Genomic DNA, 25176 nt, shown 5'->3' on the forward strand with positions numbered 1-25176 from the left:
CAGGCTCGATGTCAGCTCGAAGAAGGCCTGGTTCGGTGTCGACCGTGCAGATCGTCGGCAACGGCGCCTATGACGTCGGCCACGCCGCGCTGGCGCCGATGGCGATTGCGCGTTCGAAGGGCCTGAAGGTCAAGTCGATCGCGGTGTTCATCCGCCAGAACGACATCGGCCTGATGATCGGCAAGGACTCGGGCGTCAACTCGCCGAAGGATTTGAAGGGCAAAAAGCTGACCTTCACGGCCGGATCGCTGGAAACGCCGTTTCTCGATCGCTTTCTGGCCGCCGGCGGCCTGACCCGCAACGATCTCGAGCTCACCAATGTCGACGCCGCCAACAAGGGCACTCTCTATATGTCCCGGAACGTCGACGGTGCGTTCTCGTCGGCGCCGTTCATGCAGCCGATCTTCGACAAGCAGCGTCCGACCAAGACCATCAACTTCTCCGACTATGGTCTGAAATTCCCGAGCTTCGGTCTGGTCGCCACCGAGTCCACGATCGCCGCCAAGCCGGATCAACTGCGCAAGTTCGCCAGCGTCACCGCCGGTGCCTGGCAGTACATCCTCAACGGCCACGAGGACGAAGGCATCAAGGCGATCATGGAGGCGCGGCCGCAGGCCAAGCTCAGCGCCGAAGTGCTGCGCGAGCAGATCGACATTCTCAAGGGTCTGGTGTCGACCCCCGCCACCGAAGGCAAGCCGATGGGCGTCGCCTCGGAGAAGGATTGGGCCGAAGGCATCGAGACGCTCAAGGAAGGCAAGCTGATGGACAAGGTGGAAGCGCCGACGGCGTACTACACCAACGAGTTCATCGACGAGAAGCTCGTGAAAGAGATCGCCAATGGCGGCGCTTGATCGTCTCGCCGTCCAGCCCGTCGCGCCGCGCGTCGTGCCGGAGCGGGCGATGATCTCCGCCAGCGGAGTCCAGAAGCGGTTCGGAGGCCCTAAAGGCCTCCTCGCCCTCGAAGACGTTTCGCTGGATATCGCCGAAGGCGAGTTCGTCAGCCTGCTCGGGCCGAGCGGCTGCGGCAAGAGCACCTTCCTGCGCTGCCTCGCCGGCTTGGAGAAGCCGACCGCCGGCAAGCTGCTGCTCGACGACAAGCCGATCGACGGCCCGCCCGAAAAGCTCGGCATCGCGTTCCAACGCGATGCGCTGCTCGACTGGTTCTCGGTGCTCGAAAACGTCCTGCTGCCGGCGGATTTCGGCGGCTACGGCCGCAAAGCCTACGAGCCGCGCGCCCGCGAATTGCTGGCGATGGTCGGTTTGAAGGATTTCGCCGACGTCTATCCGAGCGCGCTGTCCGGCGGCATGCGGCAGCGCGCGGCGATCTGCCGGTCGCTGCTACTCGAGCCGCGGCTATTGTTGATGGACGAGCCGTTCGGCGCGCTCGACGCGCTGACGCGCGATCAGCTCAATGTCGATCTGCATCATCTGTGGCAGCGCCAACGCATGACGGTGGGGTTCGTCACTCACTCGATCTCGGAGGCGGTGTTTCTGTCGACGCGGATCGTGGTGTTCAGCGCGCGGCCCGGCAAGGTCGCCGAGGACATCCGGGTCGATCTACCCGACGATCGCAAGCTGGCGCTGCGCGATACGCCGGACTTCATTCGCTACACGCATCACATCCGTGGCCTGTTCGAAAAGATGGGCCTAATTCACGACTAAGCGGCGTGCATTGATCGACGCCCCACCTCATCGGGAGTTCAGATGCAGACCAACAAGCTGACGCGCTTCGGAATTCCGCTACTCGGCGCACTGGCGTTTCTATTGCTGTGGGAACTCGCCACCGACATCGGCGCGGTGCGTCCGATCATTCTGCCGTCGCCGTCCTCGATCTTCCGCGAGCTGGCCTCGGAGCCGGCGTGGTTCGCCGAGCAGGCGGTGTTTACGCTCGGTGTGACGTTGTTGGGCTTCTGTGTGGCGGTCGTCGTCGGTGTCGCTTTTGCGATCGCGATCGTCGAATGGCCGCTGCTCGATCGCCTGCTGTTTCCGCTGTTCATCGGCCTCAACAGCGTGCCCAAGGTCGCGATCGCGCCGCTGTTCATCATCTGGTTCGGTACCGGCGCCGAGCCGAAGATCGCCATCGCGGCGCTGATCGCAGTATTCGCCATCGTCATCGATACGGCGCTGGGCCTGCATTCGGTGCCGCCGGATCAGCTCGATCTCGCCAAGGTGCTGCGCGGCTCGCGGCTCAAGGTCCTGCTCCGCATCAAGATGTATTGCGCCCTGCCGCATATCTTCGCCGGCTTCAAGGTGGCGCTGTCGCTGTCGCTGGTCGGCGCCATCGTCGGCGAATTCGTGTCGTCGCAGAAGGGGCTCGGCTTCGCGATCCTCACCGCGCAAGGCTCGTTTGATACGCCCCGCGTGTTCGCGGCGATCTTCATTCTGTCCATTCTCGGCGTCGTGCTGATCGGCGCACTCGACATGATCGAGCGCGTCGCGCTGCCCTGGCACGCCAGCCAGCGCAAGGCCGCCGGCCACTAAAGGCCGGTTACCTCCGGGAGGTTCGGACTGCGAGGATGAAACGATGAGTTGGCAGTTTGCAATCGCCCTCGGCGCGCTTCGCCCCGAGGGCGTCACCGGTGTCGAGATAGACGGTACGCCGGTGGCGTTGTATCGGCTCGGCGACGAGGTGTTCGCCACGCACGGCATCTGCACGCACGCGCTGGCGTTTCTCGCCGACGGCTTCGTCGAAGACGGCAAGATCGAATGCCCGCTCCATCAGGGCCTGTTCGACATCCGCACCGGCGCCGCGCTGTGTGCGCCCCTGACCGAGCCGGTGAAAACCTATGCGGTGAAGGTCGAGGGCGACTCCGTCTATGTCGATCTCGACGGCGCCGCGCAGGGTGCCGCGGCTGATGCAGCAGCATCGAATGATGGCGCCGCGAGTGCAACGTCGACCAGGCGTGTGGTAATCGCCGGCGCGGGCCAAGCCGCTGCGGCCGCGATCCGGGCGCTGCGCGACGCAGGCTTTACAGGTTCGATCGATCTGATCGGCGCTGAAGCGCATCTGCCTTACGAACGCCCGCCGCTGTCGAAGGGCGTGCTTCTCGGCACGCAGCAGCACGACGCCTGCGCGCGGTTGCGCGCCGCCGATTTGACCGCGCTCGCTGTGACGGCTCATTTGAACACGAAGGCGGTCTCGATCGATGCTGGCCAACGCATCGTTGCGCTGAGTAATGGCGAGACGCTCGCCTATGACGAGCTGCTGATCGCGACCGGCGGCCGTGCCCGTGCGCTGCCAATCCCGGGTGCCGATCTGCCCGGCGTCCTGTCGCTACGGACTTACGAGGACTCGCTGGCGCTCGGCGAAGCACTGCGCCGGGCCAAAACCGTCGCCATCGTCGGGGGCGGCTTCATCGGCATGGAGCTGGCGTCCGCGGCGGTCGAACTCGGGTGTTCGGCCGTGGTGCTGGAGCGTGAGCCGGGGCTGATGTCGCGGGTCATGCCGGCGCCGCTCGGCCGCGCGTTCCGCAGTCTTGCCGAAAAGCACGGCGTCGAAGTGCGGACGTCGACTTCCGTCGAAGCGATCGCGCAGGACGGCGCGCGGCTTGTCGTTCGAACGAACGAAGGCTCGATCGTTGCCGATCTCGTCGTCATGGCGGTGGGTCTTGAACCGGAAACCGCGCTCGCTGCACAGGCCGGCTGCGATGTGCAGAACGGCATCGTCGTCGATGCCGCGGGACGGACCAGCGTATCGAACATCTGGGCCGCGGGTGACTGCGCGCTGCATCATGTCGAAGTCAGCGGTCGCCGCGTGCGTCTCGAAAGCTGGCACAACGCCGAGCAGCAGGGCGCCGCCGCTGGGCGTGCGATCGCCGGCGCCGCCGAGGCCGCCGAGCAAACGACTTTGCCGTGGTTCTGGACCGATCAGTTCGGCCTCAACATTCAGGTGCTCGGCATCCCAACGGCGGCTGACGCGGTGGCGCGGACCGGCGACGATGTCGCCAAGGGAAGTATCTACCGAACCTTCGATGCAGTGACGCGTCAGCTCACCGGCGTCATCGCCTTCTCGTCGCCCGCGGCGATTCGTGCCGGACGCAACGAGCTGACGAGTGGCGCGCCGTTCGATCCGGCTTCGGCCGATGCCGTGATCTTGTCCAACGAAACGACCCAGGAGGAGACCATGAACGCTCCGATCAAGATGCCGGCGACGTCCGCGCAGCTGGAAAACCGGACTTATCACTGGCCGACCGAAGGCCTGACCCGCGTGCCCGATTGGGTCTACACGGACGAGGCGATTTACAAGCGCGAGGTCGAGAAGATCTTCCACGGCCGCTCGTGGAACTACGTCGCGCTCGAAGACGAAATCCGCAATCCCGGCGACTTCATCCGCTCCAATGTCGGACCGACGCCGGTGGTGGTGTCGCGCGCCGAGGATGGCTCGATCAACGTGTTCGAGAACCGCTGCTCGCATCGCGCCGCCGAGTTCTGCCGCGATCTGCGCGGCAACGCCAAGGAGTTCGTCTGCCCCTATCACCAGTGGTCGTACGACCTGAAGGGTAACCTCGCCGGCGTGCCGTTCCGCCGCGGCGTCAACGGCGCCGGCGGCATGCCGAAGGAATTCAAGAACTCCGAGCACGGCCTGAAGCGGCTCAACGTCACCACCCATCGCGGCGTAGTGTTCGCGTCGTATTGCGACGACATGGAATCGTTCGCCGACTACCTCGGCCCTGAAGTTCTCGCCGAATTCGAGGCGACGTTCGACGGCCGCACGCCGCGCGTGCTGGGTCATTATCGCCACAGCCTGCCGGGCAACTGGAAGCTGTACCACGAGAACCTCAAGGACCCGTACCACGCCACGCTGCTGCACACCTTCCTGGTGACGTTCGGCCTGCTGGTGGCCGGCAACAAGTCGCTGATGCTGGCGGATGCGTCCGGCCGTCACGGCGTGATGGCGTCGGCCAAGTCGGACACCACCAATCTCGCCGCTGATACCAAGAAAGAGATGCGCGCCTACAAGGAAGGCATGTCGCTGTCCGACCCGCGCTTCATGAAGTTCGTCGACGAGTTCGACAGCCCGTGGTCGGTGACGATGATCACCGTGTGGCCGAACCTGATCGTCCAGCGCGAGATGAACACGCTCGGCATCCGCCAGATCGTGCCGACCGGCCCAAACGAGTTCATTATGAAGTGGACGATGTTCGGCTTTGAGGGCGACGACGCCGAGATGACGCAGCATCGCCTGCGCCAGGGCAATCTGATGGGGCCGGCCGGCTTCCTCGGCCTCGAAGACAACGAGGCCATCAAGTTCGTTCAGGACGGCATGATCTCGGTGCCAGACGGCGAGCATGTCGTCGAGCTCGATCCGGGAAATGACGGCACCTCCGACACGCTGATTTCCGAAGCCGCAATCCGCGGCATGTATCGCCACTGGCGCGAAGTGATGGAGCTCTGAGCGCGCCCTTCGCGGCCGCTCTGCTTGAGGATAGCGACATGTCTCTTGCTCTCGACATCAGACCCAAACTCGCCGACGACCGGGACGCGCAGATCGAGCGGGTGCTGCTGCGCGCCGATATCGACGACTTCAACGCCGCCTATGCGGCCGCGCTCGACTCCCAGAAGCTGGTGGAGTGGAGCGAGATGTTCACCGACGACGCCAGCTACGTCGTTTTGTCGCGGGAGAACCACGACGGCGGCCTGCCGGTCGGCCTGATCTACTGCGAAGGCCGGCCGATGATCTTCGATCGCGCCTTTGCGTTGGAGAAGACCGCGATGTTCGCGCCGCGCTATCTCCGGCACATCATCAGCAACACCCAGGTGCTCGGCATCGAGCCGGACGGCGCCATCCGCGCCCGCGCCAACTACGTCGTGCTGCAGGTGCTGTTCGATCGTCCCGACGCGACACTGCATCAGGTCGGCGTCTATCACGATGTGTTCAGGCGGGAGCCGGGCGGCTTGCGTCTGGCCAAGCGTCACTGCGTGTACGATAATCTCTTGGTGCCGAACGCGCTGTGCCTGCCTGTGTGAATTGCTGCGCTGCTCGTTCGCAGGCGCTTTGCGTGCCGGCGGAGTGGGAGTCGAAATGAGCGCCAGCTCGACCAATGGTGAGGGAGTAGGTGCGCGCGTTCCCCGCAAGGAGGACGCGCGGCATCTGCATGGGCGCGGCCAGTTCGTCGGCGATCTGGCGATGCCGGGAATGCAGGACGTCGCGTTCCTGCGCAGTCCGGTAGCACACGCCAGTATCGTGTCGCGCAGCAAGCCGGCCGGCTCGGACGGCGCGATCTTCTTCCATGACGATCTGACCGGCACGCTGCCGATCATCACCCGCTCGTCGATCCCCGGCTATAAAGTTTCCGACTATCCGGTGCTGGCGCGCGAGCGCGTGCGGTTCGTCGGCGAGCCGGTCGCGATGTGCGTCGCCGCCAACCGGGCTGCGGCCGAGGATCTCACCGAGACCATCGACGTCCAATACGACGAACTGCCGGCCATCGTGTCGAGCGACGCCGGCCGCGCCGCAGGCGCGACGCTGCTGCACCCGCAATGGGGCGATAATCTGTTTCTCGAAACCTCGTTCGACAGCGGCCTCGATCAGGCCGTCGCAGATGCGCCCGTCAAGGTCGAGCTTGACATCTCGACCGCTCGCCAGACGATGCATCCGCTCGAAGGCAAGGGCGTGGTGGCGCATTGGGATCATCGCGCCGGCCAGCTTGTGGTGCACACCTCGACGCAAGTGCCGCATCTGATCCGCGCCGGCCTCGCCGAATGTCTCGGCCTGCCGCAGGCGCTGGTTCGGATCATCGCGCCGGATGTCGGCGGCGGCTTCGGCTACAAGTGCCTGCTGCAGCCCGAAGAGGTCGTGGTCGCCTGGCTGGCGCTGACCTACAAGACGCCGTTCCGCTGGATCGAAGATCGCCGCGAGCATCTGGTCGCCGGTGCCAATGCGCGCCAGCATCAGTATCGCATCAAGGCCTATGCGGATCGGCAGGGCCGTCTGCTCGGCATGGATGCCGAAGTTGCCGTCGATGTCGGCGCCTACTCGGTGTGGCCCTTCACCGCCTGCCTCGAGGCCGCGCAGGCCGGCGGCAATCTGCCGGGGCCGTATCATCTCACGGCCTATCGGGTGAAGACCTATTCGGTCGCCACTAACAAGCCGCCGTTCGCGCCGTATCGCGGCGTCGCGCGACCGGGTGTGTGCTTCGCCATGGAGCAGGTGATCGACGCCATCGCCAAGGCGGTCGGCCGCGAGGCTTGGGAAGTCCGCGCCGAAAACCTCGTGCCCGGCTCGGCGATGCCCTACACCAACATCACCAACAAGCACTACGACTCCGGTGACTATCCGGCGGCGCTGCTGTCCGCCAAGGAGATGATCGGGCTCGACGCGTTCCGCGCCGGCGCGCGGCGCGACGCGCGCGGTCGTTATCTTGGCATCGGCTTCGCCAGCTACACCGAGCAGTCGGCCCACGGCACCAAGGTGTTTGCTGCGTGGGGTCTGCCATTTGTTCCGGGCTACGATCAGGCTTTCGTCAAGCTGACGCCGGATGGCGCATTGGAAGTGCGCTCCGGCATCCACACCATCGGCCAAGGACTCGAAACCACGCTGGCGCAGGTCGCCTGCGAGGTGACGGGCGTGCCGCTTAGCACCATCAAGGTCACGCTCGGCGACACGGCGACGACGCCGTTCTCGACCGGCGCCTATGCGTCGCGCGGCATCGTGATGGCGGGCGGCGCGGTCGCGCGCGCCGGCGAGGTGGTGGCGGAGCGTATCAAGGCGATCGCGGCGCATCTGTTGCAGGTCACGCCGGACGCGGTGACGTTCCGCGACGGCCGCATCTATGCGGGCAATGCCAGCCTGTCCTACGCCGACGTCGGCCGCGCCTGGTACTTCCGCCCCGAGCAACTACCCGACAATGTCGACCGCGCCGGGCTCGAGGCGACCGAGGGCTACAAGCCGGAAGTCGACAGCGGTCTGTTCTCTTACGCGAGCCATGCCGTGCGGGTCGCGGTCGATCCCGACACCGGCCTGGTCGAGATTCTCGACTACGTCATCGTCGAAGACTGCGGCCGCATGGTCAATCCGATGATCGTGGAGGGCCAGACCTATGGGGGCGCGGCGCAGGGCGTCGGCACTGCATTGTTCGAGGAGAGCCCGTACGATGCCAACGGCCAGCCGCTGGCATCCACGTTGATTGATTACTTGCTGCCGGGACCAGTCGAGCTGCCAAAATTCCGCATCGCGCATCGCGAGACGCTGTCGCCCTACACCAAGTTCGGCATCAAGGGTGTCGGCGAGGGCGGGGCGATCGCGCCTCCGGCCGCGATCATCAATGCCATCAACGACGCGTTGGCGCCGCTGAATGCCGAGGTGCGCGACGCGCCGGCCTCGCCGAAGCGTGTGCTGGCGGCGATCGAAGCTGCCAGAAGCCGTGCCGATGCGCTGGCCGGAGCCGACGCATGAAGCCGGCTGCGTTCGACTACGTCCGCGCCCGCTCGGTCAGCGAAGCGACTGATCTCCTCGCGAAGAAGGAGGGCGACGCCAAGATCCTGGCCGGTGGTCAGTCGCTGACGCCGATGCTGAATCTGCGGCTGGCGCGTTCGTCGCTGCTGATCGACATCAAACGCGCCGAAGGCCTGCGCTCGCTGGAGGCCGACGGCTCGATCGTGGCGATCGGTGCCGGCTGGACGCATGCCGAGATCGAAGACGGTGCCGTCGAAGACCCGACCCGCGGGCTGATGCGGCATGTGGCGCGCGGTATCGCCTATCGGGCGGTACGCAATCGCGGCACGATCGGCGGCAGCCTGGCGCATGCCGATCCGGCCGCCGACTGGGTCTCGACGATGGCGGTGCTCGGCGCGACGCTGGTCTGCGAGGGCACGGGCGGCAAGCGGCGGCGCGTGGCGGCCGACGGTTTTCTGCAGGGCGCGTTCCTGACGCAACTCGCTGCGGATGAAGTGCTGGTCGCTATCGAGGTGCCGCGGCTGTCAGCGCAGGCGCGCTGGGGCTACTACAAAGTTTGCCGCAAGGCCGGCGAGTTCGCCCATGCGCTCGGCGCGGTGATCCACGATCCGGCCAAGAATATCTGCCGCATCGTCGTCGGCGCGACCGACGGGCCGCCGAAGTTGCTGCCCAGGACCGCGGCGGCGCTGGCGGCCGATCGCATGGCCGAAGCGCTGGACGGTCTCGATCGGGAGATCGTCGCGGTTCTGCCCGAGCACGAGCCGGCGGCGCAGCGCCTGCACGCGACGGCCGTTCGCCGCGCCATCGCGGCGATGTCCACCACAATGGATCACTGAAGATGGCGACGCTCTCGCTTTCGATCAACGGCCGCAGCGTCACCGCGGAGGTCGAGCCGCGCACGCATCTGGCGGATTTCCTGCGCGGTGATCAGCATCTCACCGGCACGCATCTCGGCTGCGAGCAGGGCGTCTGCGGCGCCTGCACGGTGCTGATCGACGGCAAGCCGCAGCGTTCGTGTCTGACCTTCGCGATCGACTGCGATGGCGCCGACGTGCGCAGCATCGAAGGCTTCGACAATGATCCGCTGATGAACGAACTGCGCGCGGCGTTCACCAAGTATCACGCCTTGCAGTGCGGCTTCTGCACGCCCGGGATGCTGGCTAGCGCCCGCGACATCGTCAGCCGCCTCGGTGAAGTGTCCGAGGAGCGCATCCGGCTCGAGCTCTCCGGCAACATCTGTCGCTGCACCGGTTATGTCGGCATCGTCGAAGCGATCCGCAGCGTCTCGCTCGGCAAGCCGCCGGCGATGACGGCCGTCGTGGCAAATGCTCGGCCGTTGAAGCGTGTGAGTGAAGAGACCGTTGTGCGCACCGCTGAGCCGATGCCGAGGGCACAGGCTGGCATCAGTAAAGCCGAGGGCAGTTCGCTCGAAGAACGCATCGTCATCAACGCGCCGGTCGATCAAGTGTGGGACGCGCTGTCCGATTTGCGCCGCGTCGCGCCGTGCGTGCCGGGTGCCGAAATCACCGAGATCGAGGGCGAGACCGTCAAGGGCCGCGTCAGGATCGCGCTCGGGCCGATCAAGCCGTCGTTCGGCGGCGAGGCGCATGTCACGATGGACCCCGCTAAGCGCGAAGGCCGGATGAGCGGCCGCGGCCGCGACAGCGGCACCGGATCGTCGGCCGAAGGCGAAGCGAGCTGGCGGGTGATCGAAGGCGACGCCGGTCAGTCGGTCGTCATCGTCGCGCTGAGCTGGCGGCTGACCGGCATGCTGTCGCAATTCAACCGCTCCGGCATCGTGCAGGACATGGTGCACCGCCTCGCCTCGACCTTCGCTGCCAATCTCGAAGCCATGCTCAAAGGCGAAGCTTCGCCGCCGGCCAGCCCGCAAGGACTCAATCCTCTCCGGCTGATCTGGTCGGTGATCATCAAGCGGCTGTTCGGTTGGAGTTGAAGAAGCGCGTGATGTCTGCCCGCCGCTGAGCCGGCAAGCAAACCCTGTCCACCGCTGTTCTCAGAAGCCGCGCGCTGTGTTAGATCGCCGGGTTGGAGAATCCGCCGCGAGGATTGGATCAGCGAGTTGGCCAAGGCAGGCAAGACCAAGCGAGCCGTCACATGGCAGCGCGATCCGGAAGGGATGCGGCTGCGCATCCTGGAGGCTGCGAAGAAGGAATTCGCCAACTACGGGCTGGCCGGCGCGCGCGTCGACCGCATCGCGGCCGCGGCCGGCGCCAACAAGCGGATGCTGTACTACCACGTCGGCAATAAGGAAGATCTGTATCTGGAGGTGCTGGAAGGCGCCTATGAGAAGATCCGCACCGAGGAGCGCGAGCTCGATCTCGAGCATCTCGAGCCCTGCGATGCCATCGCCCGGCTGATCGAATTCACCTGGCATTACTTCATCCGCAACCCCGAATTCCTGGCCCTGCTCAACACCGAAAACCTGTTTCGCGCCAAACACCTGAAGCGCTCGACCAAGGTCAAGTCGATGCACTCGCCGTTTGTCGAATTGATCCGCACGGTGGTCGATCGCGGCGTCGCCCGCGGCGACTTCCAGGTCGCGATGGATCCGGTGCAGCTCTACATTTCCATCGCGTCGCTGAGTTTCTTCTATCTGTCCAACAGCGCTACGCTCAGCGTCATCTTCGGCCGCGATCTATTGAAGAAGGACGCGCGCGACGCGCGTCTGTCTCACATGATCGGCCTTGTGCTGGCCTCGCTGACAGGGCGCTCGGCGGCCGAGTTCGGCCAGCCGACACCGGCGTCGCTGCGCAATCCGTCGCCCCAGCTCGCCTGATTTTTCGCGACAATTCCGTCTGGGGAGGGGGCTGGACAGTATTTATCCAACGGGTTAATTTCTCTGCCAAGCAGAAGCATTCGGGAGAGTACGCTTGTCGGAGAGGATCGGAAGTAGCCGCGCGGCGCGCGCGCTCAATGCGGCATGGCTGCGGCCGGTGCTGTTTCTGGTGATGATCGTCGTCGCCTGGGATCTGTCGATCCGCATCTTCCACATTCCCGCCTATCAGGTGCCGTCGCCGCTCGATGTCGTCGTGGTGCTGTGGCAGAGCTGGCCCGAACTGCTGAGCCAGACCTGGCCGACCACTTACGCGACCGTCGGCGGCTTCCTGCTCTCCGTCGTGTTCGGCGTGCCGATCGCGATGCTGATCGCCGGCTCCAGGACGGTCGAGAGCTACGTCTATCCTCTGCTGGTGTTCTCGCAGTCCATTCCGAAAGTCGCTATCGCGCCGCTGTTCGTGGTGTGGTTCGGCTTCGGCCTGTTGCCGAAGGTGATCTCGGCATTCTTGCTCGGGTTCTTCCCGGTGGTCGTGTCGGCGGTGCAGGGCTTTAAGTCGGTCGATCCCGACATGGTCGATCTCGCCCGCGCCATGCAGGGCAATCGACTGCAGGTGTTTCTCGCCGTCAATCTGCCGCACGCGCTGCCGGCGATCTTCTCCGGCCTCAAAGTGTCGGTGACGCTGGCTGTAGTCGGCGCCGTCGTCGGCGAGTTCGTCGGTTCCAATTCGGGCATCGGCTACGTGCTGCAGCGCTCGATCGGCACGTTCGATCTGCCGACGATGTTCGCTGCTTTGGTCATTCTGGCGCTGCTCGGCGTCGTGCTGTTCTGGATCGTCGATCGCATCGAGCGGCTGGTGATTCCGTGGCACGCAAGCCAGCGCGACAATCTGATCATCGCCGCGTAGGTCGGCAGAACTTTCACAGCGGCTGGAAACAAGGCCGCATTTTCCGGAGCGAGGGAGGACGAAGATGATGCGATTTGCGACGGCGCTTGCCGCAATGGTGGTGGCGTTCGGTGCGGCGATGCAGCCGGCAGCCGCGGCCGACAAGGTCGTGCTGATGCTCAATTGGTACGTCTATGGCGAGCACGCGCCGTTCTATTACGGCAAGGCCAAGGGCATCTACGCGGCCGAAGGCATCGATCTCGAGATCCAGGAAGGACGCGGCTCGGCTGCGACGACGCAGGCGGTGGCTGCGCAGACGGCGAACTTCGGCTACGTCGACGTTCCCACCATGATGCGTGCCGCGGTGAAGGGCGCCCCGGTGGTCGCCACCGGCGTGCTGCTGCAGACCACCGCGATGTCGGCGATGGGCTTCGCCGACAAGAACATCCGCAAGCCGGACGATATCAAGGGCAAGACGGTGGCGATCACGCCGGCCGACTCGATCACCCAGATCTGGCCGCTGTTCCTGAAGAAGACCGGCTTGAAGGAAAGTGACTTCAAGACCGTCCAGGGCGACGCGCAGACCAAGCTCAACGCGGTGATCAACGGTCAGGCCGATCTGTTGCTCGGCTACGTCATGGATCAGTCGATGAAGATCAAGGACGCGACCGGCAAGGACGTCTTCCCGATCAAGTTCGCCGACTACGGCATCCATCTCGTGTCGTCGGGCATCATCGCCAACACCGACTACATCAAGGCCAATGCCGATCTGGTGAAGCGCTTCATGTCCGCCACCACCAAGGCGGTCGAGGCCGCCGAGAAGGATCCAAAGGCCGCCGCGCAGTCGATCCTCGACGCCAATCCGAAGGGCGGCAAGATCGAGACCCTGACGCAGGGCTTCGAACTCACCATCCCGCTATATCGGACGCCCGAGACCAAGGACAAGCGCCCCTTCCAGGTCACCGATCAGAACATGAAGGATAGCGTCGATCTGATGGTCGAATACGGCGGTCTCGACGCCAAGGCCAAGGACAATCCGAAGATGTTCTACACCAACGACTACTTGCCGAAATGAAGGGCGGCCCGGCCTTGAGCATTGCAGCCAACAACGGCGCCGGCGCGCGCGACAGCCATCTGCGGGTGGTGTCGGAAGCGCCGGCGCACACGTCGGGCATTCGTCTGTCCGGCGTGTCCAAGACCTATCGGTCGCGCGACGGCGATGTGCCGTCGCTGCGTCCGCTGGATTTCCAGATCAACGACGGCGAGTTCTTCGTCGTGGTCGGCCCGTCCGGCTGCGGCAAGTCCACGCTGCTCAAGATGATCTCGGGCCTGCTCCCGCCGTCGACTGGTGAGATCCTGGTCGACGGCGAGAAGGTGACCAAGCCGCACGGCAACGCCGGCATTGTGTTCCAGAACGCGCTGCTGCTGCCGTGGCGGACCGTGCTCAGCAACGTCATGCTGCCGATCGACATGAAGCGGCTGCCGCGCGCCGAGTATCTGCCGCGCGCCAAGAAGCTGCTGGAGATGGTCGGCCTTGCCGGCTTCGAGAACAAGCTGCCGTGGCAGCTTTCGGGCGGCATGCAGCAGCGCGCCTCGATCTGCCGTGCGCTGGTCCACGATCCGAAGATCATGATGATGGACGAGCCGTTCGGCGCGCTCGACGCCATGACGCGCGAGCGCATGAACTACGAGCTGCGGCGGATTCAGCGCGAGACCGGCAAGACAATTCTGCTGATCACGCATTCGATCCCCGAGGCCGTCTTCCTCGCCGACCGCGTGCTGGTGATGACCGAACGCCCCGGCTCGATCGCGGCGATCTACGACGTGCCGCTCGGCCACGACCGCTCGCTGGATGTGATGACCAGTCCGGCTTTCGCCGATCTGGTGCAGCGCATCCGCAAACACTTCTTCACCCAAGGCGCGCTCGATTGACCGATACGCGACCGCGGATCGCCGTTCGCGAGATAGCGCTGTTCGAACGGCGCGTCGCGTTCGCGCGCCCGTTCCGTTTCGGCGACGTGACCATCGACGTTGCCGCCCAGGCCTTCGTCCGGGTCGAGATCGCTTTCGAGAGCGGCACCACCGCGATCGGCGCCAGCGCCGAGATGCTGGTGCCGAAATGGTTCGACAAGCGCGCCGACCGCACGCCGGCGCGTACAGCCGATGATCTGCGGCGGTCGCTGCTGATCGCGCGCGATCTTTATCTAGCCGGTGATGGATTCGACACGGCGTTCGGGCTTCATGCTCAGCGCTATGCCGCGCAGCGCGACGCCTGCGCCCGTGAGGATATTCCGCCGCTGGCCGCCGGCTTCGGCGTGGCCGAGATCGATAAGGCGATCCTGGACGCGGTGTTGCGCGGTGCGGGTCGCAACGTGTTCGACGGTCTGCGCGACAACATCGCCGGAATCGATGCCCGTCTGACGCCTGATCTGTCGGCTTCGGCGATCGAGAATTTCCTCGCATCGCGCCGGCGTCTCCCAAGCGTCGCCATCCGCCACACCGTCGGCCTTGGCGATACGATCGAGGGCGAGGGCGGTGTCGCAGATCCGCGCGAGACCTCGGGCGCGCACACCTTCAAGCTCAAGCTCGGCGGCAATCCCGCGCACGACGCGGCGCGGCTGATCCGGATCGGCCGCGAGTTCGCGCGATTGCCTCGCCTTGACGGCGTCTCGCTCGATGCTAACGAGCAATACGCCGACCTCGCCGCGCTCAAAGAACTGTGCGACCGGCTGGATCGCAATGCAGCGCTGGCACCGATCGCAGCTAAGCTACTTTATATCGAGCAGCCGATGCCGCGGGAGCGCACGATGCACACTCCGCTCGGCGCTCTCGCTTCGCGCGCGTTCATCATCGACGAAGCCGACGACAGCTACGACGCGTTTCCGACCGCGCGCCGGCTCGGCTATCGCGGCGTTTCGATGAAGTCCTGCAAAGGCATCTACAAAGCGCTGCTCAATGCGGCGCGCGCTGCGCAAGCCGAAGCCAACGGCGAGCACGCTTTCGTCACCGCCGAAGATCTCACCTGTCAGGCCGGGCTCGGCGTGCAGCAGGATCTGGCGCTCGGCGCCTTTGTCGGCGTCACCCACGCCGAGCGCAATGGCCATCACTATGTCGACGGCTTCGCCGCGGCGCCGGCGCACGAGGCGCAGGCGTTCCTCGCCGCGCATCCCGATCTCTACCGCGACGACGGCGGGGCGATCCGCCTTGCGATCCACGAAGGCTCGCTGAGCACGGCGTCGCTCGCCATGCCGGGCTTCGCGTCGGGCGCGCAGCCGGATTGGGCGTCGCTGTCACCACTCGCCATTTCCACTTCAGAACTCACCAAGGAGCACGCGTAATGTCCACCAAACGCCTCGGCGTCATCATGAACGGCGTCACCGGACGCATGGGGCTCAATCAGCATCTGATCCGCTCGATCATCGCCATCCGCAACCAGGGCGGCGTGGTGCTGAAGAGCGGCGACCGCATGCTGCCCGATCCGATCCTGGTCGGCCGCAACGCCGACAAGATCGAGCGCCTCGCCAAGCAATACGGCGTCGAGCGCTGGACCACCGATCTCGACAAGGCGCTGGAGAACAAGGACGACACGATCTTCTTCGATGCCGCCACCACGCAAGCGCGGCCTGGGCTGCTCAGCAAGGCCGTCGATGCCGGCAAGCACATCTATTGTGAGAAGCCGATTGCCACCAACCTGCCCGAGGCGATCGAGGTGGTGAAGCGCGCCAACGCCAAGGGCATCAAACATGGCACCGTGCAGGACAAGCTGTTCCTGCCCGGCCTGAAGAAGCTGGCGATGCTGCGCGATAGCGGGTTCTTCGGCCGCATGCTGTCGGTGCGCGGCGAGTTCGGCTACTGGGTGTTCGAAGGCGATTGGCAGGAAGCGCAGCGGCCGTCGTGGAATTATCGTAGCGAAGACGGCGGCGGCATCATTCTCGACATGGTCTGCCACTGGCGCTACGTGCTCGACAATCTGTTCGGCGAGGTCGAGAGCCTGACCTGCATGGGCACCACCGACATCCCGGAGCGCTGGGATGAAGAGGGCAAGAAGTACAAGGCGACCGCCGACGATAGCGCCTATGCCACCTTCAAACTCAAGGGCGGCGTCATCGCCCACATGAACATGTCGTGGGTGACGCGCGTGTATCGCGACGACCTCGTCACCTTCCAGGTCGATGGCACGCATGGATCGGCTGTCGCCGGTCTCACCGAGTGCATGATCCAGGCCCGTCAGGCGACGCCGCGGCCGGTCTGGAATCCGGACGAGAAGCGCACCCACGATTTCTACGCCGACTGGCAGAAGGTGCCGGACAACGTCTCCTACGACAACGGCTTCAAGGAGCAGTGGGAGATGTTCATCCGCCACGTCTGCGAGGATGCGCCCTACAAGTACACGCTGCTCGAAGGCGCCAAGGGCGTGCAGCTCGTCGAATGCGCGCTGCAGAGCTGGAAGGAACGCCGCTGGGTCGACGTTCCCACCATCAAGGTGTGAGGCTGCCATGAACAAGCCAGTCCTGAGCCTGTCGTCGTTGTCGCTGCGGCTACCGCGCGCGGATCGCTCGATCGAGACCTATCACCTGGCGGCGTCGCGCAGCTTTCCGGCCAAGCAGGCCGGCAAGCTGAACCGCGTCGCGTTTTCGGCCGCGCATGTCGTGGCCGATCCGTTCGCCGAGGTCGATCCGTGGTTGTCGGCGGCGGTCGATTGGGATCGCACCATCGCGTTCCGCGAACACATCTGGGACCTCGGTCTCGGTGTCGCCGAGGCGATGGACACCGCGCAGCGCGGCATGGGTCTGGATTGGCCGACCTCGCTCGAATTGATCCAGCGCTCGGTCGCGGCGGCGAAGCCGCGCGACGCGCTGGTGTTCTCCGGCGCCGGCACCGATCATCTGGCGGTCGAGGACGCCAAGTCGCTCGACGACGTCATCGCCGCTTACGAGCAGCAGATCGAAGCAATAGAAAGAGTCGGCGGGCGCATCATCCTGATGGCGTCGCGCGCGCTCGCCAAGCTCGGCAAGAGCCCGGACGACTACGCCAAGGTCTATGACCGCGTGCTCGGCCAGGTTCGCGAGCCGGTGATCATCCACTGGCTTGGCGACATGTTCGATCCGGCGCTGGCGAACTACTGGGGCGTCGCCGATCTCGATGGCGCGATGGACGTCGCGGTCGACATCGTCAACCGCAATGCGGCGAAGATCGACGGCATCAAGATCTCGCTGCTCGACAAGCAGCGCGAGATCGATATGCGTCGCAGGCTCGACAAGCGGGTCAAGATGTACACCGGCGACGACTTCAACTACGCCGAGCTGATTGCCGGCGACGAGCAGGGCTATTCGCACGCGCTGCTCGGTATCTTCGACGCCATCGCGCCGGCGGCGTCCTACGCGCTGTCGCGCCTCGCGGCCGGCGATGAAGCCGGCTTCCATGACGTGCTCGGCCCGACGGTGCCGCTGTCGCGGCACATCTTCAAGGCTCCAACCCGGTTCTACAAGACTGGTGTGGTGTTCATGGCCTGGCTCAACGGCCATCAGGATCACTTCACCATGATCGGTGGCCAGGAGAGCACGCGTTCGACGCTGCACTTCGCCGAGCTGTTCCGGCTTGCCGACAAGGCCGGGCTGCTCGCCAATCCGGAACTCGCGACCGCGCGAATGAAGTCGCTGCTCGCCACCCGCGGCATCGAAGCCTGATATGCGCGACTTTTCTCAAGACCACCGCTGGCTGTCGCTGAACACCGCGACGGTCCGCAAGCAGGGCGATCTCGCAGCCATCATCGAGGCGTGCGCGCGTCATGGCATCCGCGCCATTGATCCGTGGCGCGATCAGGTGGCGGCGATCGGGCTCGACCGCGCGGTGCGCCTCGTGAAGGACGCAGGGCTCGAACTCTCGGGCTATTGCCGCGGCGGCATGTTCACTGCCGACGATGCGCATCGCTCCGCGGTGCGCGACGACAATCGCCGCGCCGTCGATGAAGCGGCTGCGCTCGGTGCCTCGTGCGTTGTGCTAGTGGTCGGCGGCCTGCCGCAATATTCGCGGCCGGGTAGCGCGCCGTCGAAGGATATCGTCGCGGCCCGCGCGCAAGTGCACGATGCGCTGGCCGATCTATTGGACTACGCCAGGCAGGCCAAGATGCCGCTGGCGATCGAGCCGCTGCATCCGGCCTATGCGGCCGACCGCGCCTGCGTCAATACTACCAAACAGGCGCTCGATCTGTGCGACGCGCTCGATCCGTCGCGCAGCGGCGCGCTCGGCGTGGCACTCGACGTCTATCACATCTGGTGGGACCCCGAGCTGCTGCCGCAGATCGCACGCGCCGGCAAGGACCGCCTGATGGCGTTTCATGTCTGCGACTGGCTGGTACCGACCAAGGACCTGCTCAATGACCGCGGCATGATGGGCGACGGCGTCATCGATATCCGTAGCGTCCGCGCCGCGGTCGAGGCGCAGGGCTTCGCCGGTTACTCGGAGATCGAGATCTTCTCTGACGCATGGTGGAACCAGCCGATGGACGAGGTTCTCGCAACTTGCATCGAGCGGCATCGCAGCGTCGTTTGAAATCTCGCCCGAGGCTGGAGCCAATGTGCGCGGCCTCAGGTTCCCGATTACTTAGATAGTGTTCACAACGTCGCAATAGCGCCGCCCTGAGCGGTTCCGCCGCGTAGTTGCCCGGCGGCCCACCGGGTTCCGCTCCAGAGTTTGTTGCCGGAACCGAATTGTGACTGGTAGGGTCGCGGGGTGGATCATCTTCTCCCGAACCTCGATGCATGCGCGACGGAACCCATTCGGGTTCCGGGTGCTATTCAGCCATACGGAGCTCTGCTGGTCGTAGGCTTCGCCGACCTCGATGTGCTTCATCGTAGCGCCAATGTCGCCGAGCTGGTGGGCTTGGACCTGAAGCCCGGCGACCGCCTGTCTGTGTTCCCCGACCTCGCCGATGTCTGCGACCAGACCCGGCGATGGCTCGGCGGAGACGACTATGTGCTGCTCTGCGTCGTGAGGATCGGCGGCCGCGATGTTCAGCTCAGCGCCCATCGCAGCGAGCAGGGCGTCGTGCTCGAATTCGAGTCGCCGCCGCGCGAAGAGGACGTGTCCCTGGCGGCGCTCTATCCGCGGCTGCGTGATTTTCTCGACCGGATCTCCCGAGCGTCTGATGTGTCAGCCATAGCAGAGGAGGCGGTGCGGGAAGTCCGTGCGCTCACCCGATTCGACCGCGTGCTGCTCTACAGTTTCGACGACAAGGGCGACGGCACCGTGCTGGCGGAAGACGGCAACGGCGTGCTGCCGTCCTATCTTGGCCTGCGCTTTCCCGCGTCCGACATTCCGCCGCAGGCCCGCGACCTCTACCGGCTCAATCGCATTAGACTGATCGCCGACTGCGATTATCAGCCGGTGCCGATCGAGCCGGCAGTCAGTCCGCTCGATGGTACGCTGCTGGATCTGTCGCGCGCCGCGCTGCGCAGTGTGTCGCCGGTGCACCTCGAATACATGCGCAACATGGGCACCGCGACGTCGATGTCGATCTCGATCCTGATCGACGGCGAATTGTGGGGGCTGATCTCGGGTCACAGCCGCGCGCCGATGATCGTCAACGCGCAGCTCCGCACCGCTTGCGACATTCTCGGCCAGATCGTCTCGCTGCAGATCGGCTCGAAGCTGCAGGCGATCAGTTCCGCCGAGCGGCTCGAGCTGAAAAGCGTCGAGACCAGGCTTCTCGGTAAATTGACGGTGGCGCCGTCGTATCAGCGCGGCCTTGCCGGCCACCCCCAACTCTGGATGCGGCTGGCCAACGCATCGGGCGCCGCCGTGGTGGTGCAGGACAATGTCCTCACCGCCGGCGAGACACCGCCGGAGCGCGCGATCCGCGAACTGGCCAAATGGCTGTTCGACGAACAGCACGATCTGCTTGCAACCGCCTCGCTCGCCTCGATGTGGGGCGGCGGCGAGGCGATCGCCCAGACCGCCAGCGGCGTGCTCGCCGTGTCGATCTCGCAGATTCGTCCGGACTACATCATCTGGTTCAGGCCGGAGGTCGTGCGGACCATCGAATGGGGCGGCGATCCGACCAAGCCGGCACTTGGCGAGAGCGGGCGACTGCATCCCCGCAAGTCGTTCGATATGTGGAAGCAGCAGGTGCGGCTGCATGCGCTGCCGTGGACCTCGGCGGAGGTCGACAATGCCGCGAGCTTCCGCGCTTCCATTCAGACGCTGGTGCTGCGTCTCGCCGAAGAGCGCGCCGAACTTACCGACCGGTTGGAAGCCGCCAACAAAGAGCTGGAGTCGTTCTCCTACTCCATCTCCCATGATTTGCGGGCGCCGTTCCGACATATCGTCGGCTTCGCCGAGCTCCTGGCCGACAAGGAGAAACACCTCGACGCCAAGTCGCAACACTACGTGCAGACCATCAAGGAGGCGGCGCTCGCCGCTGGCGACCTGGTCGACGATCTGTTGCACTTCTCCCAGCTCGGCCGCTCGCAGCTCGCGACGGCCTCGGTCGACATGAACAAGCTGGTCAAGGAAGTCCTGCACACGCTGGAGCCGGAGACCGCCGGGCGCAATATCGTCTGGAAGATCGACGCGCTGCCGCACGGCTACGGCGATGCCAGCATGCTGCGGCAGGTGCTGCAGAATCTGCTTCACAACGCCATCAAATACTCAAAGCCTCGCGATCCCGCGATCATTTCGGTGCGCGGCACCGAGGACGATCGCATGACCAACTACACGGTCGCAGACAACGGCGTCGGCTTCGAGATGGCCTATGTGGGCAAGCTGTTCGGCGTATTTCAACGTCTGCATCGTGCCGAAGACTTCGAGGGTACCGGCATCGGTCTCGCGTTGGTGAAACGCATCGTCGAGCGCCATGGCGGCTGGATCGGCGCCAAGGGCGAGCCGGGCGTCGGCGCCGAATTCACCTTTGCGCTGCCACGTGACCCCGACAAGCTAAAGAGGAAGACGACACTTGGCTGATCTCAGACCGATCCTCCTGGTGGAGGACAACCCGCGCGATCTCGAGCTGACGCTCGCGGCGCTGGCCAAATGCCAGCTCGCCAACGACATCGTCGTGGCGCGCGACGGCGCCGAGGCGCTCGACTATCTCGACTCGAAGGGGACGTACAAAGATCGCCCGCCAGGCGATCCCGCCGTGGTGCTGCTCGATCTCAAGCTGCCGAAAGTCGACGGGCTGCAAGTGCTCGAGAAAGTCAAAAAGGATCCGCAGCAGCGGCAAATTCCGGTTGTAATGCTGACGTCTTCGCGCGAAGAGCGCGATCTGGTGAAGAGCTATGAACTCGGCGTCAACGCGTTCGTGGTCAAGCCGGTCGACTTCAACGCTTTTTTTGAGGCGATCCAGGACCTAGGGATGTTCTGGGCCGTTCTCAATGAGCCGCCACCAAGGGCGCGGCTCAAGGAGGCGTGACCATGCCGGGCGAGCCGGTTCGCATTCTGCTGCTGGAAGACAGCGACATCGATGCCGAGCTACTCGCGGCGCATTTGTCCAAGGCGGAACTCGACTTTACGTTGGACCGTGTCTTCAACCGCCGCAATTTCGTGGCGGCGCTGGAGCGCGGCGACCATGACATTATTCTGGCCGACTACTCGCTGCCGGACTTCGACGGGCTGTCGGCACTGAACATTGCTTCTTCGCTGCAGCCCGAGCTGCCGTTCATCTTCGTTTCCGGCGTGGTCGGCGAGGAATTCGCCACCAATGCGCTGAAACGCGGCGCGACCGACTACGTCGTGAAACGCAACCTGACGCGACTCGCGACCGCCGTCGAGCGTGCGCTCGATCAGGCGCGCCAGCGGGTGGAAGCCAGGAAGACACAGGATGCGTTGAGCCGTACCGAGCTCAGCGCCCGGCTGGCCACCGAAGCCGCAAAGCTCGGCCTGTGGGACTACGATCCCACTACGCGCAAGCTGAAATGGGATGCCAGCGCCCGCGCCATGCTGGGCTGGCCGCCAAACGCCGAGGTCGATTACCAGACCTATATGGGCGCCTGTCATCCGGAGGACCGCGATCGCCTGGTCGACGCGGCGCGACGTGCGACCAAGTATGATCCAGCGGCCGACGGCAGTTTCGCTGCGGAATATCGCGTCACGTCGGCGACGGGGCAGGAGCGCTGGATTGCGGCGCGCGGGCAGGCCCTCTTCGAAGCCGAGAAGTTCATTCGCTTTGTTGGGGTGGTCCGCGACGTCACCGACGAACGCCGCGCTCAGCAACAGTTGGAAGCGCTCACCGCCGATCTCGAACGCCGCGTCGGCGAGCGCACCGCCGAGCGCGACAGCCTGTGGCGGCTCAGCCCCGATCTGTTCGCGGTGATCGGCGACGATGGCCGGTTGCGTCGGCTCAACCCGGCGTGGTCGTCGATGCTGGGCTATCAGGACGATGCGCTGATCGGCAGCATGTTCGATCTGTTGTTGCCGCTCGCTAACCGGTCCGCCGTCAACGAGCAGTTCGCCCAGTCGCTGCAGGAGCGCTCGGTCGGCCGTTTCGAAAGTCCGATTCGTCAGGCCGATGGCGAGTGGCGCCGGGTGGCGTGGACCGCGGCGCCCGAGCGCGACGCCATGTATGTGGTCGGGCGCGACGTCACATCCGAGCGCGCTGCTGCGACGGCACTGGCGCAGCGCAATGCCGAGCTCGCCCGGGAAATCGAAGAGCGCGAGCGCGTCGAGACGACGCTGCGGCAGTTGCAGCGGCTCGAAGCCGTCGGCCAACTCACCGCCGGTGTCGCCCACGACTTCAACAATCTGCTCACCGTGGTGCTGGGCAATATCAGCTTCGTCGAGAAGCGCCTCACCAAGCCGGGCACCGAGAAAGAAATCGCCACGCGGCTCGGGCATATGAAAACCGCCGCGCAGCGCGGCGCAACGCTGACGGCGCAACTACTCGCGTTCTCGCGACGGCAGAAGCTGGAGCCGAAGCCGGTCGATCTCAATGAGACCGTGGCGGGCATGCGCGAACTCTTACAGAGCACGATGGGCGGCTCGATCCGGATCGAGACCGTGCTGAAGTCCGATCTGTGGCCGGCGCTGGTCGATCCCACGCAGATCGAACTGATCATCCTCAACCTCGCCATCAATGCGCGCGATGCGATGGAGATCGGCGGCGCCCTGACGGTCGAGACCGGGCAGACGGTGATCAGTTCACCGCCGCAACGTCCCGAGGATCCGGCGCCCGGTGAATATGTCGTGCTGACGGTGAACGACACCGGCACCGGCATTCCGCCGCAAGTCCTCGACCGCGTCTTCGAGCCGTTCTTCACCACCAAGGATGTCGGCAAGGGCTCGGGGCTCGGCCTGCCGCAAGTCTTCGGCTTCGCCAAGCAGTCGGGTGGCGGAATCCGCATTCGCACGACGCTTGGTGAAGGCACCAGCGTCACTGTGTTTTTGCCGCGTGCCGCGCACGCGCTACAGAGCCCGGCCGGCACGACGGCGACGACTCTGGCCAAGGCCAACCCGGCGGAGAAGACGGTTCTGCTTGTCGACGATGACAGCGCGGTACGCGAAGTCGTCGGATCGATGCTGCGCGAGCAGGGATATGCGGTGCTCAGCGTCGGCAGCGGCAGTGCGGCGCTGGACGTGCTGCGCGGCCCGTCGCGTATCGATCTATTGCTGGTTGACTACGCGATGCCTGGCATGAGCGGCGTCGAAGTCGCCAAGAAGGCGCATGAGCTGCGGCCGTCGCTGCCCACCTTGTTCGCCAGCGGCTTCGCCGACCTCAAAGCGCTCGAAGAAGTCGGCCACATCCGGCTGATCAAGAAGCCGTTCCATGAGGATGAGCTGTCGGTCAAGCTCGCGGAGGCGCTGCAGCCGCTTGACGATCCCAAGGTCGTGCGGCTGAGATAGCGGCTCGCTCTACTTGGTCGAGCGATAGCGAAGGCCGTCGATCAGCAAGGTGACCATGCGCCTTGTATGGGCCGGATCTTCGCCGTAGGCCGAATTGGACAACAACGCGACGCCTTTCAGCAGGTCGAACGGATCGACTCTGGCGCGGACGTCGCCTGACGCAGTCGCAGCGTCGAGCAGGCTGCGCAGAGCGGGCACCAAACGCTGTTCGAAATAGCCCGGCAACGCCTGATAGGCAGGATCGCCCGAATACAGCGCCGCACCCAGCCCGCGCTTGGCGACGACCAGTTCGACGTAGCGCTGCATCCAGCGAACTAGCGCATCGAATGGTTTGTACTTGGCAGCCAAGGTCTTGGCTGTTTCGGCGCAGCCATCGACTTCGTGGCGATACACGGCCACGATCAGGTCGGAGCGCTGCGGGAAGTGACGATAGAGAGTGCCGACGCCGACGCCGGCCTTGTCGGCGATCTCCCGCACCGGCGCGTCCACTCCCGAAGTTGTGAACACCTCCAGCGCGACCTCGAGTAACCTTGCGACGTTACGTTGCGCATCGGCCCGCTGCGGGCGCGGGCTGGGGCTCTTGGTCGCCGTTTTGCTTTTCGGCCGCTTGGCTGATTTTTTCAGGCACCGCACCCTCTTGCTAAACGGAACAATGTTCCGTATAAACGGATCACCGTTCCGGTTGACTTCATACCCTCGCGCGATGGCCGTGGCTATGCGCAGTGCGCTCATGAAGACCGCGGACGCCGGGTCTTCGTCGCACGCGCATCCGCGTATCGGCCCGCTGCTTATTCGACATCGCCGACATCCATCGACCTGCTCTGAGGAGATCTTATGCTCGCAGATCGTCAATCTGTCTCGTCCGGATCAATCCGGATCAACGGCACGGCAGTGGCCGTGCCGTCCGACCCCCGCGTATCGCTGCTCGATCTCGTGCGCGAGACGCTGCATCTCTACGGCACCAAGAAAGGCTGCAACCAGGGCGCGTGCGGCGCCTGCACGGTGCTGGTCGATGGCGAGCGCATCGTCTCGTGCCTCGCGCTGGCGGTGCAGTTCTGCGGTCGCGAAGTCACCACGGTCGAGGGGCTCGGCGAGGGCAATGCGCTGCATCCGCTGCAACAAGCCTTCATCAAGCATGACGGTTTTCAGTGCGGCTACTGCACGCCGGGTCAGATTTGCTCGGCAATCGGCATGGCTAGCGAGTTGCGCCGCAGCGTGCCGAGCCACGTCACTGCCGATCTCGCATCGGATCACATCGTCCCAGCC

The 25176-nt window shown here is 65.0% G+C and carries 21 protein-coding genes; 20 read left to right on the top strand and 1 reads right to left on the bottom strand.

Going from position 1 to position 25176, the window contains the following annotated elements:
• From I5M_RS10595 to I5M_RS10685, 19 genes are all read left to right on the top strand, one after another.
• The coding region (locus tag I5M_RS10595) for an ABC transporter substrate-binding protein (protein ID WP_022721382.1) at positions 1 to 851 on the top strand (851 nt) is incomplete at its 5' end.
• Positions 838 to 1662 (top strand): ABC transporter ATP-binding protein, encoded by an 825-nt coding sequence (locus I5M_RS10600; RefSeq protein ID WP_022721383.1) that lies wholly within the window; start codon positions 838 to 840, stop codon positions 1660 to 1662. The genes I5M_RS10595 and I5M_RS10600, both read left to right, overlap by 14 nt.
• Positions 1663 to 1704: 42 nt before the next feature.
• Positions 1705 to 2481: an ABC transporter permease gene (locus I5M_RS10605; protein WP_022721384.1), complete on the top strand. Its 777-nt coding sequence runs from the start codon at positions 1705 to 1707 to the stop codon at positions 2479 to 2481.
• A 43-nt stretch (positions 2482 to 2524) separates the two neighbouring features.
• Positions 2525 to 5395, top strand: a complete 2871-nt coding sequence (locus I5M_RS31315) for an FAD-dependent oxidoreductase (RefSeq protein ID WP_022721385.1) — start codon at positions 2525 to 2527, stop codon at positions 5393 to 5395.
• 38 nt (positions 5396 to 5433) lie between these two features.
• Positions 5434 to 5967 carry an aromatic-ring-hydroxylating dioxygenase subunit beta gene (locus tag I5M_RS10615; protein ID WP_022721386.1) on the top strand — a complete coding sequence of 178 codons (534 nt, stop codon included), beginning with the start codon at positions 5434 to 5436 and terminating at the stop codon, positions 5965 to 5967.
• Between the two features lie 55 nt (positions 5968 to 6022).
• Positions 6023 to 8395, top strand: a complete 2373-nt coding sequence (locus I5M_RS10620; protein WP_022721387.1) for a xanthine dehydrogenase family protein molybdopterin-binding subunit — start codon at positions 6023 to 6025, stop codon at positions 8393 to 8395.
• Entirely contained in the window at positions 8392 to 9231 is an 840-nt protein-coding gene (locus I5M_RS10625) for a xanthine dehydrogenase family protein subunit M (RefSeq protein ID WP_022721388.1), read from the top strand. The genes I5M_RS10620 and I5M_RS10625 overlap by 4 nt, the downstream gene beginning before the upstream one ends.
• Positions 9232 to 9233: 2 nt before the next feature.
• Positions 9234 to 10349: a 2Fe-2S iron-sulfur cluster-binding protein gene (locus tag I5M_RS10630; RefSeq protein WP_022721389.1), complete on the top strand. Its 1116-nt coding sequence runs from the start codon at positions 9234 to 9236 to the stop codon at positions 10347 to 10349.
• A 183-nt stretch (positions 10350 to 10532) separates the two neighbouring features.
• Complete coding sequence (locus I5M_RS10635; protein WP_040771659.1) at positions 10533 to 11192, top strand: TetR/AcrR family transcriptional regulator; 660 nt, start codon at positions 10533 to 10535, stop codon at positions 11190 to 11192.
• A gap of 172 nt (positions 11193 to 11364) precedes the next feature.
• Complete coding sequence (locus I5M_RS10640; protein WP_085981009.1) at positions 11365 to 12096, top strand: ABC transporter permease; 732 nt, start codon at positions 11365 to 11367, stop codon at positions 12094 to 12096.
• 67 nt (positions 12097 to 12163) lie between these two features.
• A complete protein-coding gene (locus tag I5M_RS10645; RefSeq protein WP_376738675.1) occupies positions 12164 to 13150 on the top strand; it encodes an ABC transporter substrate-binding protein in 987 nt (328 codons plus the stop codon).
• 14 nt (positions 13151 to 13164) lie between these two features.
• Entirely contained in the window at positions 13165 to 14007 is an 843-nt protein-coding gene (locus tag I5M_RS10650) for an ABC transporter ATP-binding protein (RefSeq protein WP_244431967.1), read from the top strand.
• A complete protein-coding gene (locus I5M_RS10655; protein WP_022721394.1) occupies positions 14004 to 15413 on the top strand; it encodes a hypothetical protein in 1410 nt (469 codons plus the stop codon). The genes I5M_RS10650 and I5M_RS10655 overlap by 4 nt, the downstream gene beginning before the upstream one ends.
• On the top strand, positions 15413 to 16564 hold the full coding sequence (locus tag I5M_RS10660) for a Gfo/Idh/MocA family protein (RefSeq protein ID WP_022721395.1): 1152 nt from the start codon (positions 15413 to 15415) through the stop codon (positions 16562 to 16564). Before I5M_RS10655 ends, I5M_RS10660 begins: the two co-directional genes overlap by 1 nt.
• A gap of 7 nt (positions 16565 to 16571) precedes the next feature.
• Entirely contained in the window at positions 16572 to 17762 is a 1191-nt protein-coding gene (locus I5M_RS10665) for a dihydrodipicolinate synthase family protein (RefSeq protein WP_022721396.1), read from the top strand.
• Between the two features lies 1 nt (position 17763).
• Positions 17764 to 18627 carry a sugar phosphate isomerase/epimerase gene (locus tag I5M_RS10670; RefSeq protein WP_022721397.1) on the top strand — a complete coding sequence of 288 codons (864 nt, stop codon included), beginning with the start codon at positions 17764 to 17766 and terminating at the stop codon, positions 18625 to 18627.
• 180 nt (positions 18628 to 18807) lie between these two features.
• The gene (locus tag I5M_RS10675; protein WP_022721398.1) at positions 18808 to 21036 is read left to right on the top strand and encodes an ATP-binding protein; all 2229 of its coding nucleotides are present in this window, start codon (positions 18808 to 18810) and stop codon (positions 21034 to 21036) included.
• Positions 21029 to 21484 carry a response regulator gene (locus I5M_RS10680; RefSeq protein WP_031336037.1) on the top strand — a complete coding sequence of 152 codons (456 nt, stop codon included), beginning with the start codon at positions 21029 to 21031 and terminating at the stop codon, positions 21482 to 21484. The genes I5M_RS10675 and I5M_RS10680 overlap by 8 nt, the downstream gene beginning before the upstream one ends.
• Before the next feature lie 2 nt (positions 21485 to 21486).
• A complete protein-coding gene (locus I5M_RS10685; RefSeq protein WP_031336038.1) occupies positions 21487 to 23910 on the top strand; it encodes a hybrid sensor histidine kinase/response regulator in 2424 nt (807 codons plus the stop codon).
• Between the two features lie 9 nt (positions 23911 to 23919).
• Here I5M_RS10685 and I5M_RS10690 read toward each other — a convergent pair whose 3' ends face one another.
• Positions 23920 to 24642 carry a TetR/AcrR family transcriptional regulator gene (locus I5M_RS10690; protein WP_083909555.1) on the bottom strand — a complete coding sequence of 241 codons (723 nt, stop codon included), beginning with the start codon at positions 24640 to 24642 and terminating at the stop codon, positions 23920 to 23922.
• A gap of 102 nt (positions 24643 to 24744) precedes the next feature.
• On the opposite strand from I5M_RS10690, the gene I5M_RS10695 reads away from it, so the two are divergent.
• Positions 24745 to 25176, top strand: a 432-nt coding sequence (locus I5M_RS10695; RefSeq protein WP_022721402.1) for a 2Fe-2S iron-sulfur cluster-binding protein, incomplete at its 3' end; no start/stop codon positions are given.

Origin of the sequence: Rhodopseudomonas sp. B29 (assembly GCF_000333455.1) — a bacterium.
GTDB lineage: Bacteria > Pseudomonadota > Alphaproteobacteria > Rhizobiales > Xanthobacteraceae > Rhodopseudomonas.

What these genes read in the sequence shown, in the direction of transcription:
- I5M_RS10600 (WP_022721383.1), top strand. Translation starts at nt 838, where the DNA reads ATGGCGGCGCTTGATCGTCTCGCCGTCCAGCCCGTCGCGCCGCGCGTC.
- I5M_RS31315 (WP_022721385.1), top strand. Translation starts at nt 2,525, where the DNA reads ATGAGTTGGCAGTTTGCAATCGCCCTCGGCGCGCTTCGCCCCGAGGGC.
- I5M_RS10620 (WP_022721387.1), top strand. Translation starts at nt 6,023, where the DNA reads ATGAGCGCCAGCTCGACCAATGGTGAGGGAGTAGGTGCGCGCGTTCCC.
- I5M_RS10645 (WP_376738675.1), top strand. Translation starts at nt 12,164, where the DNA reads ATGCGATTTGCGACGGCGCTTGCCGCAATGGTGGTGGCGTTCGGTGCG.
- I5M_RS10605 (WP_022721384.1), top strand. Translation starts at nt 1,705, where the DNA reads ATGCAGACCAACAAGCTGACGCGCTTCGGAATTCCGCTACTCGGCGCA.
- I5M_RS10665 (WP_022721396.1), top strand. Translation starts at nt 16,572, where the DNA reads ATGAACAAGCCAGTCCTGAGCCTGTCGTCGTTGTCGCTGCGGCTACCG.
- I5M_RS10625 (WP_022721388.1), top strand. Translation starts at nt 8,392, where the DNA reads ATGAAGCCGGCTGCGTTCGACTACGTCCGCGCCCGCTCGGTCAGCGAA.
- I5M_RS10615 (WP_022721386.1), top strand. Translation starts at nt 5,434, where the DNA reads ATGTCTCTTGCTCTCGACATCAGACCCAAACTCGCCGACGACCGGGAC.
- I5M_RS10685 (WP_031336038.1), top strand. Translation starts at nt 21,487, where the DNA reads ATGCCGGGCGAGCCGGTTCGCATTCTGCTGCTGGAAGACAGCGACATC.
- I5M_RS10635 (WP_040771659.1), top strand. Translation starts at nt 10,533, where the DNA reads ATGCGGCTGCGCATCCTGGAGGCTGCGAAGAAGGAATTCGCCAACTAC.
- I5M_RS10660 (WP_022721395.1), top strand. Translation starts at nt 15,413, where the DNA reads ATGTCCACCAAACGCCTCGGCGTCATCATGAACGGCGTCACCGGACGC.
- I5M_RS10630 (WP_022721389.1), top strand. Translation starts at nt 9,234, where the DNA reads ATGGCGACGCTCTCGCTTTCGATCAACGGCCGCAGCGTCACCGCGGAG.
- I5M_RS10690 (WP_083909555.1), bottom strand. Translation starts at nt 24,642, where the DNA reads ATGAGCGCACTGCGCATAGCCACGGCCATCGCGCGAGGGTATGAAGTC.
- I5M_RS10670 (WP_022721397.1), top strand. Translation starts at nt 17,764, where the DNA reads ATGCGCGACTTTTCTCAAGACCACCGCTGGCTGTCGCTGAACACCGCG.
- I5M_RS10640 (WP_085981009.1), top strand. Translation starts at nt 11,365, where the DNA reads ATGATCGTCGTCGCCTGGGATCTGTCGATCCGCATCTTCCACATTCCC.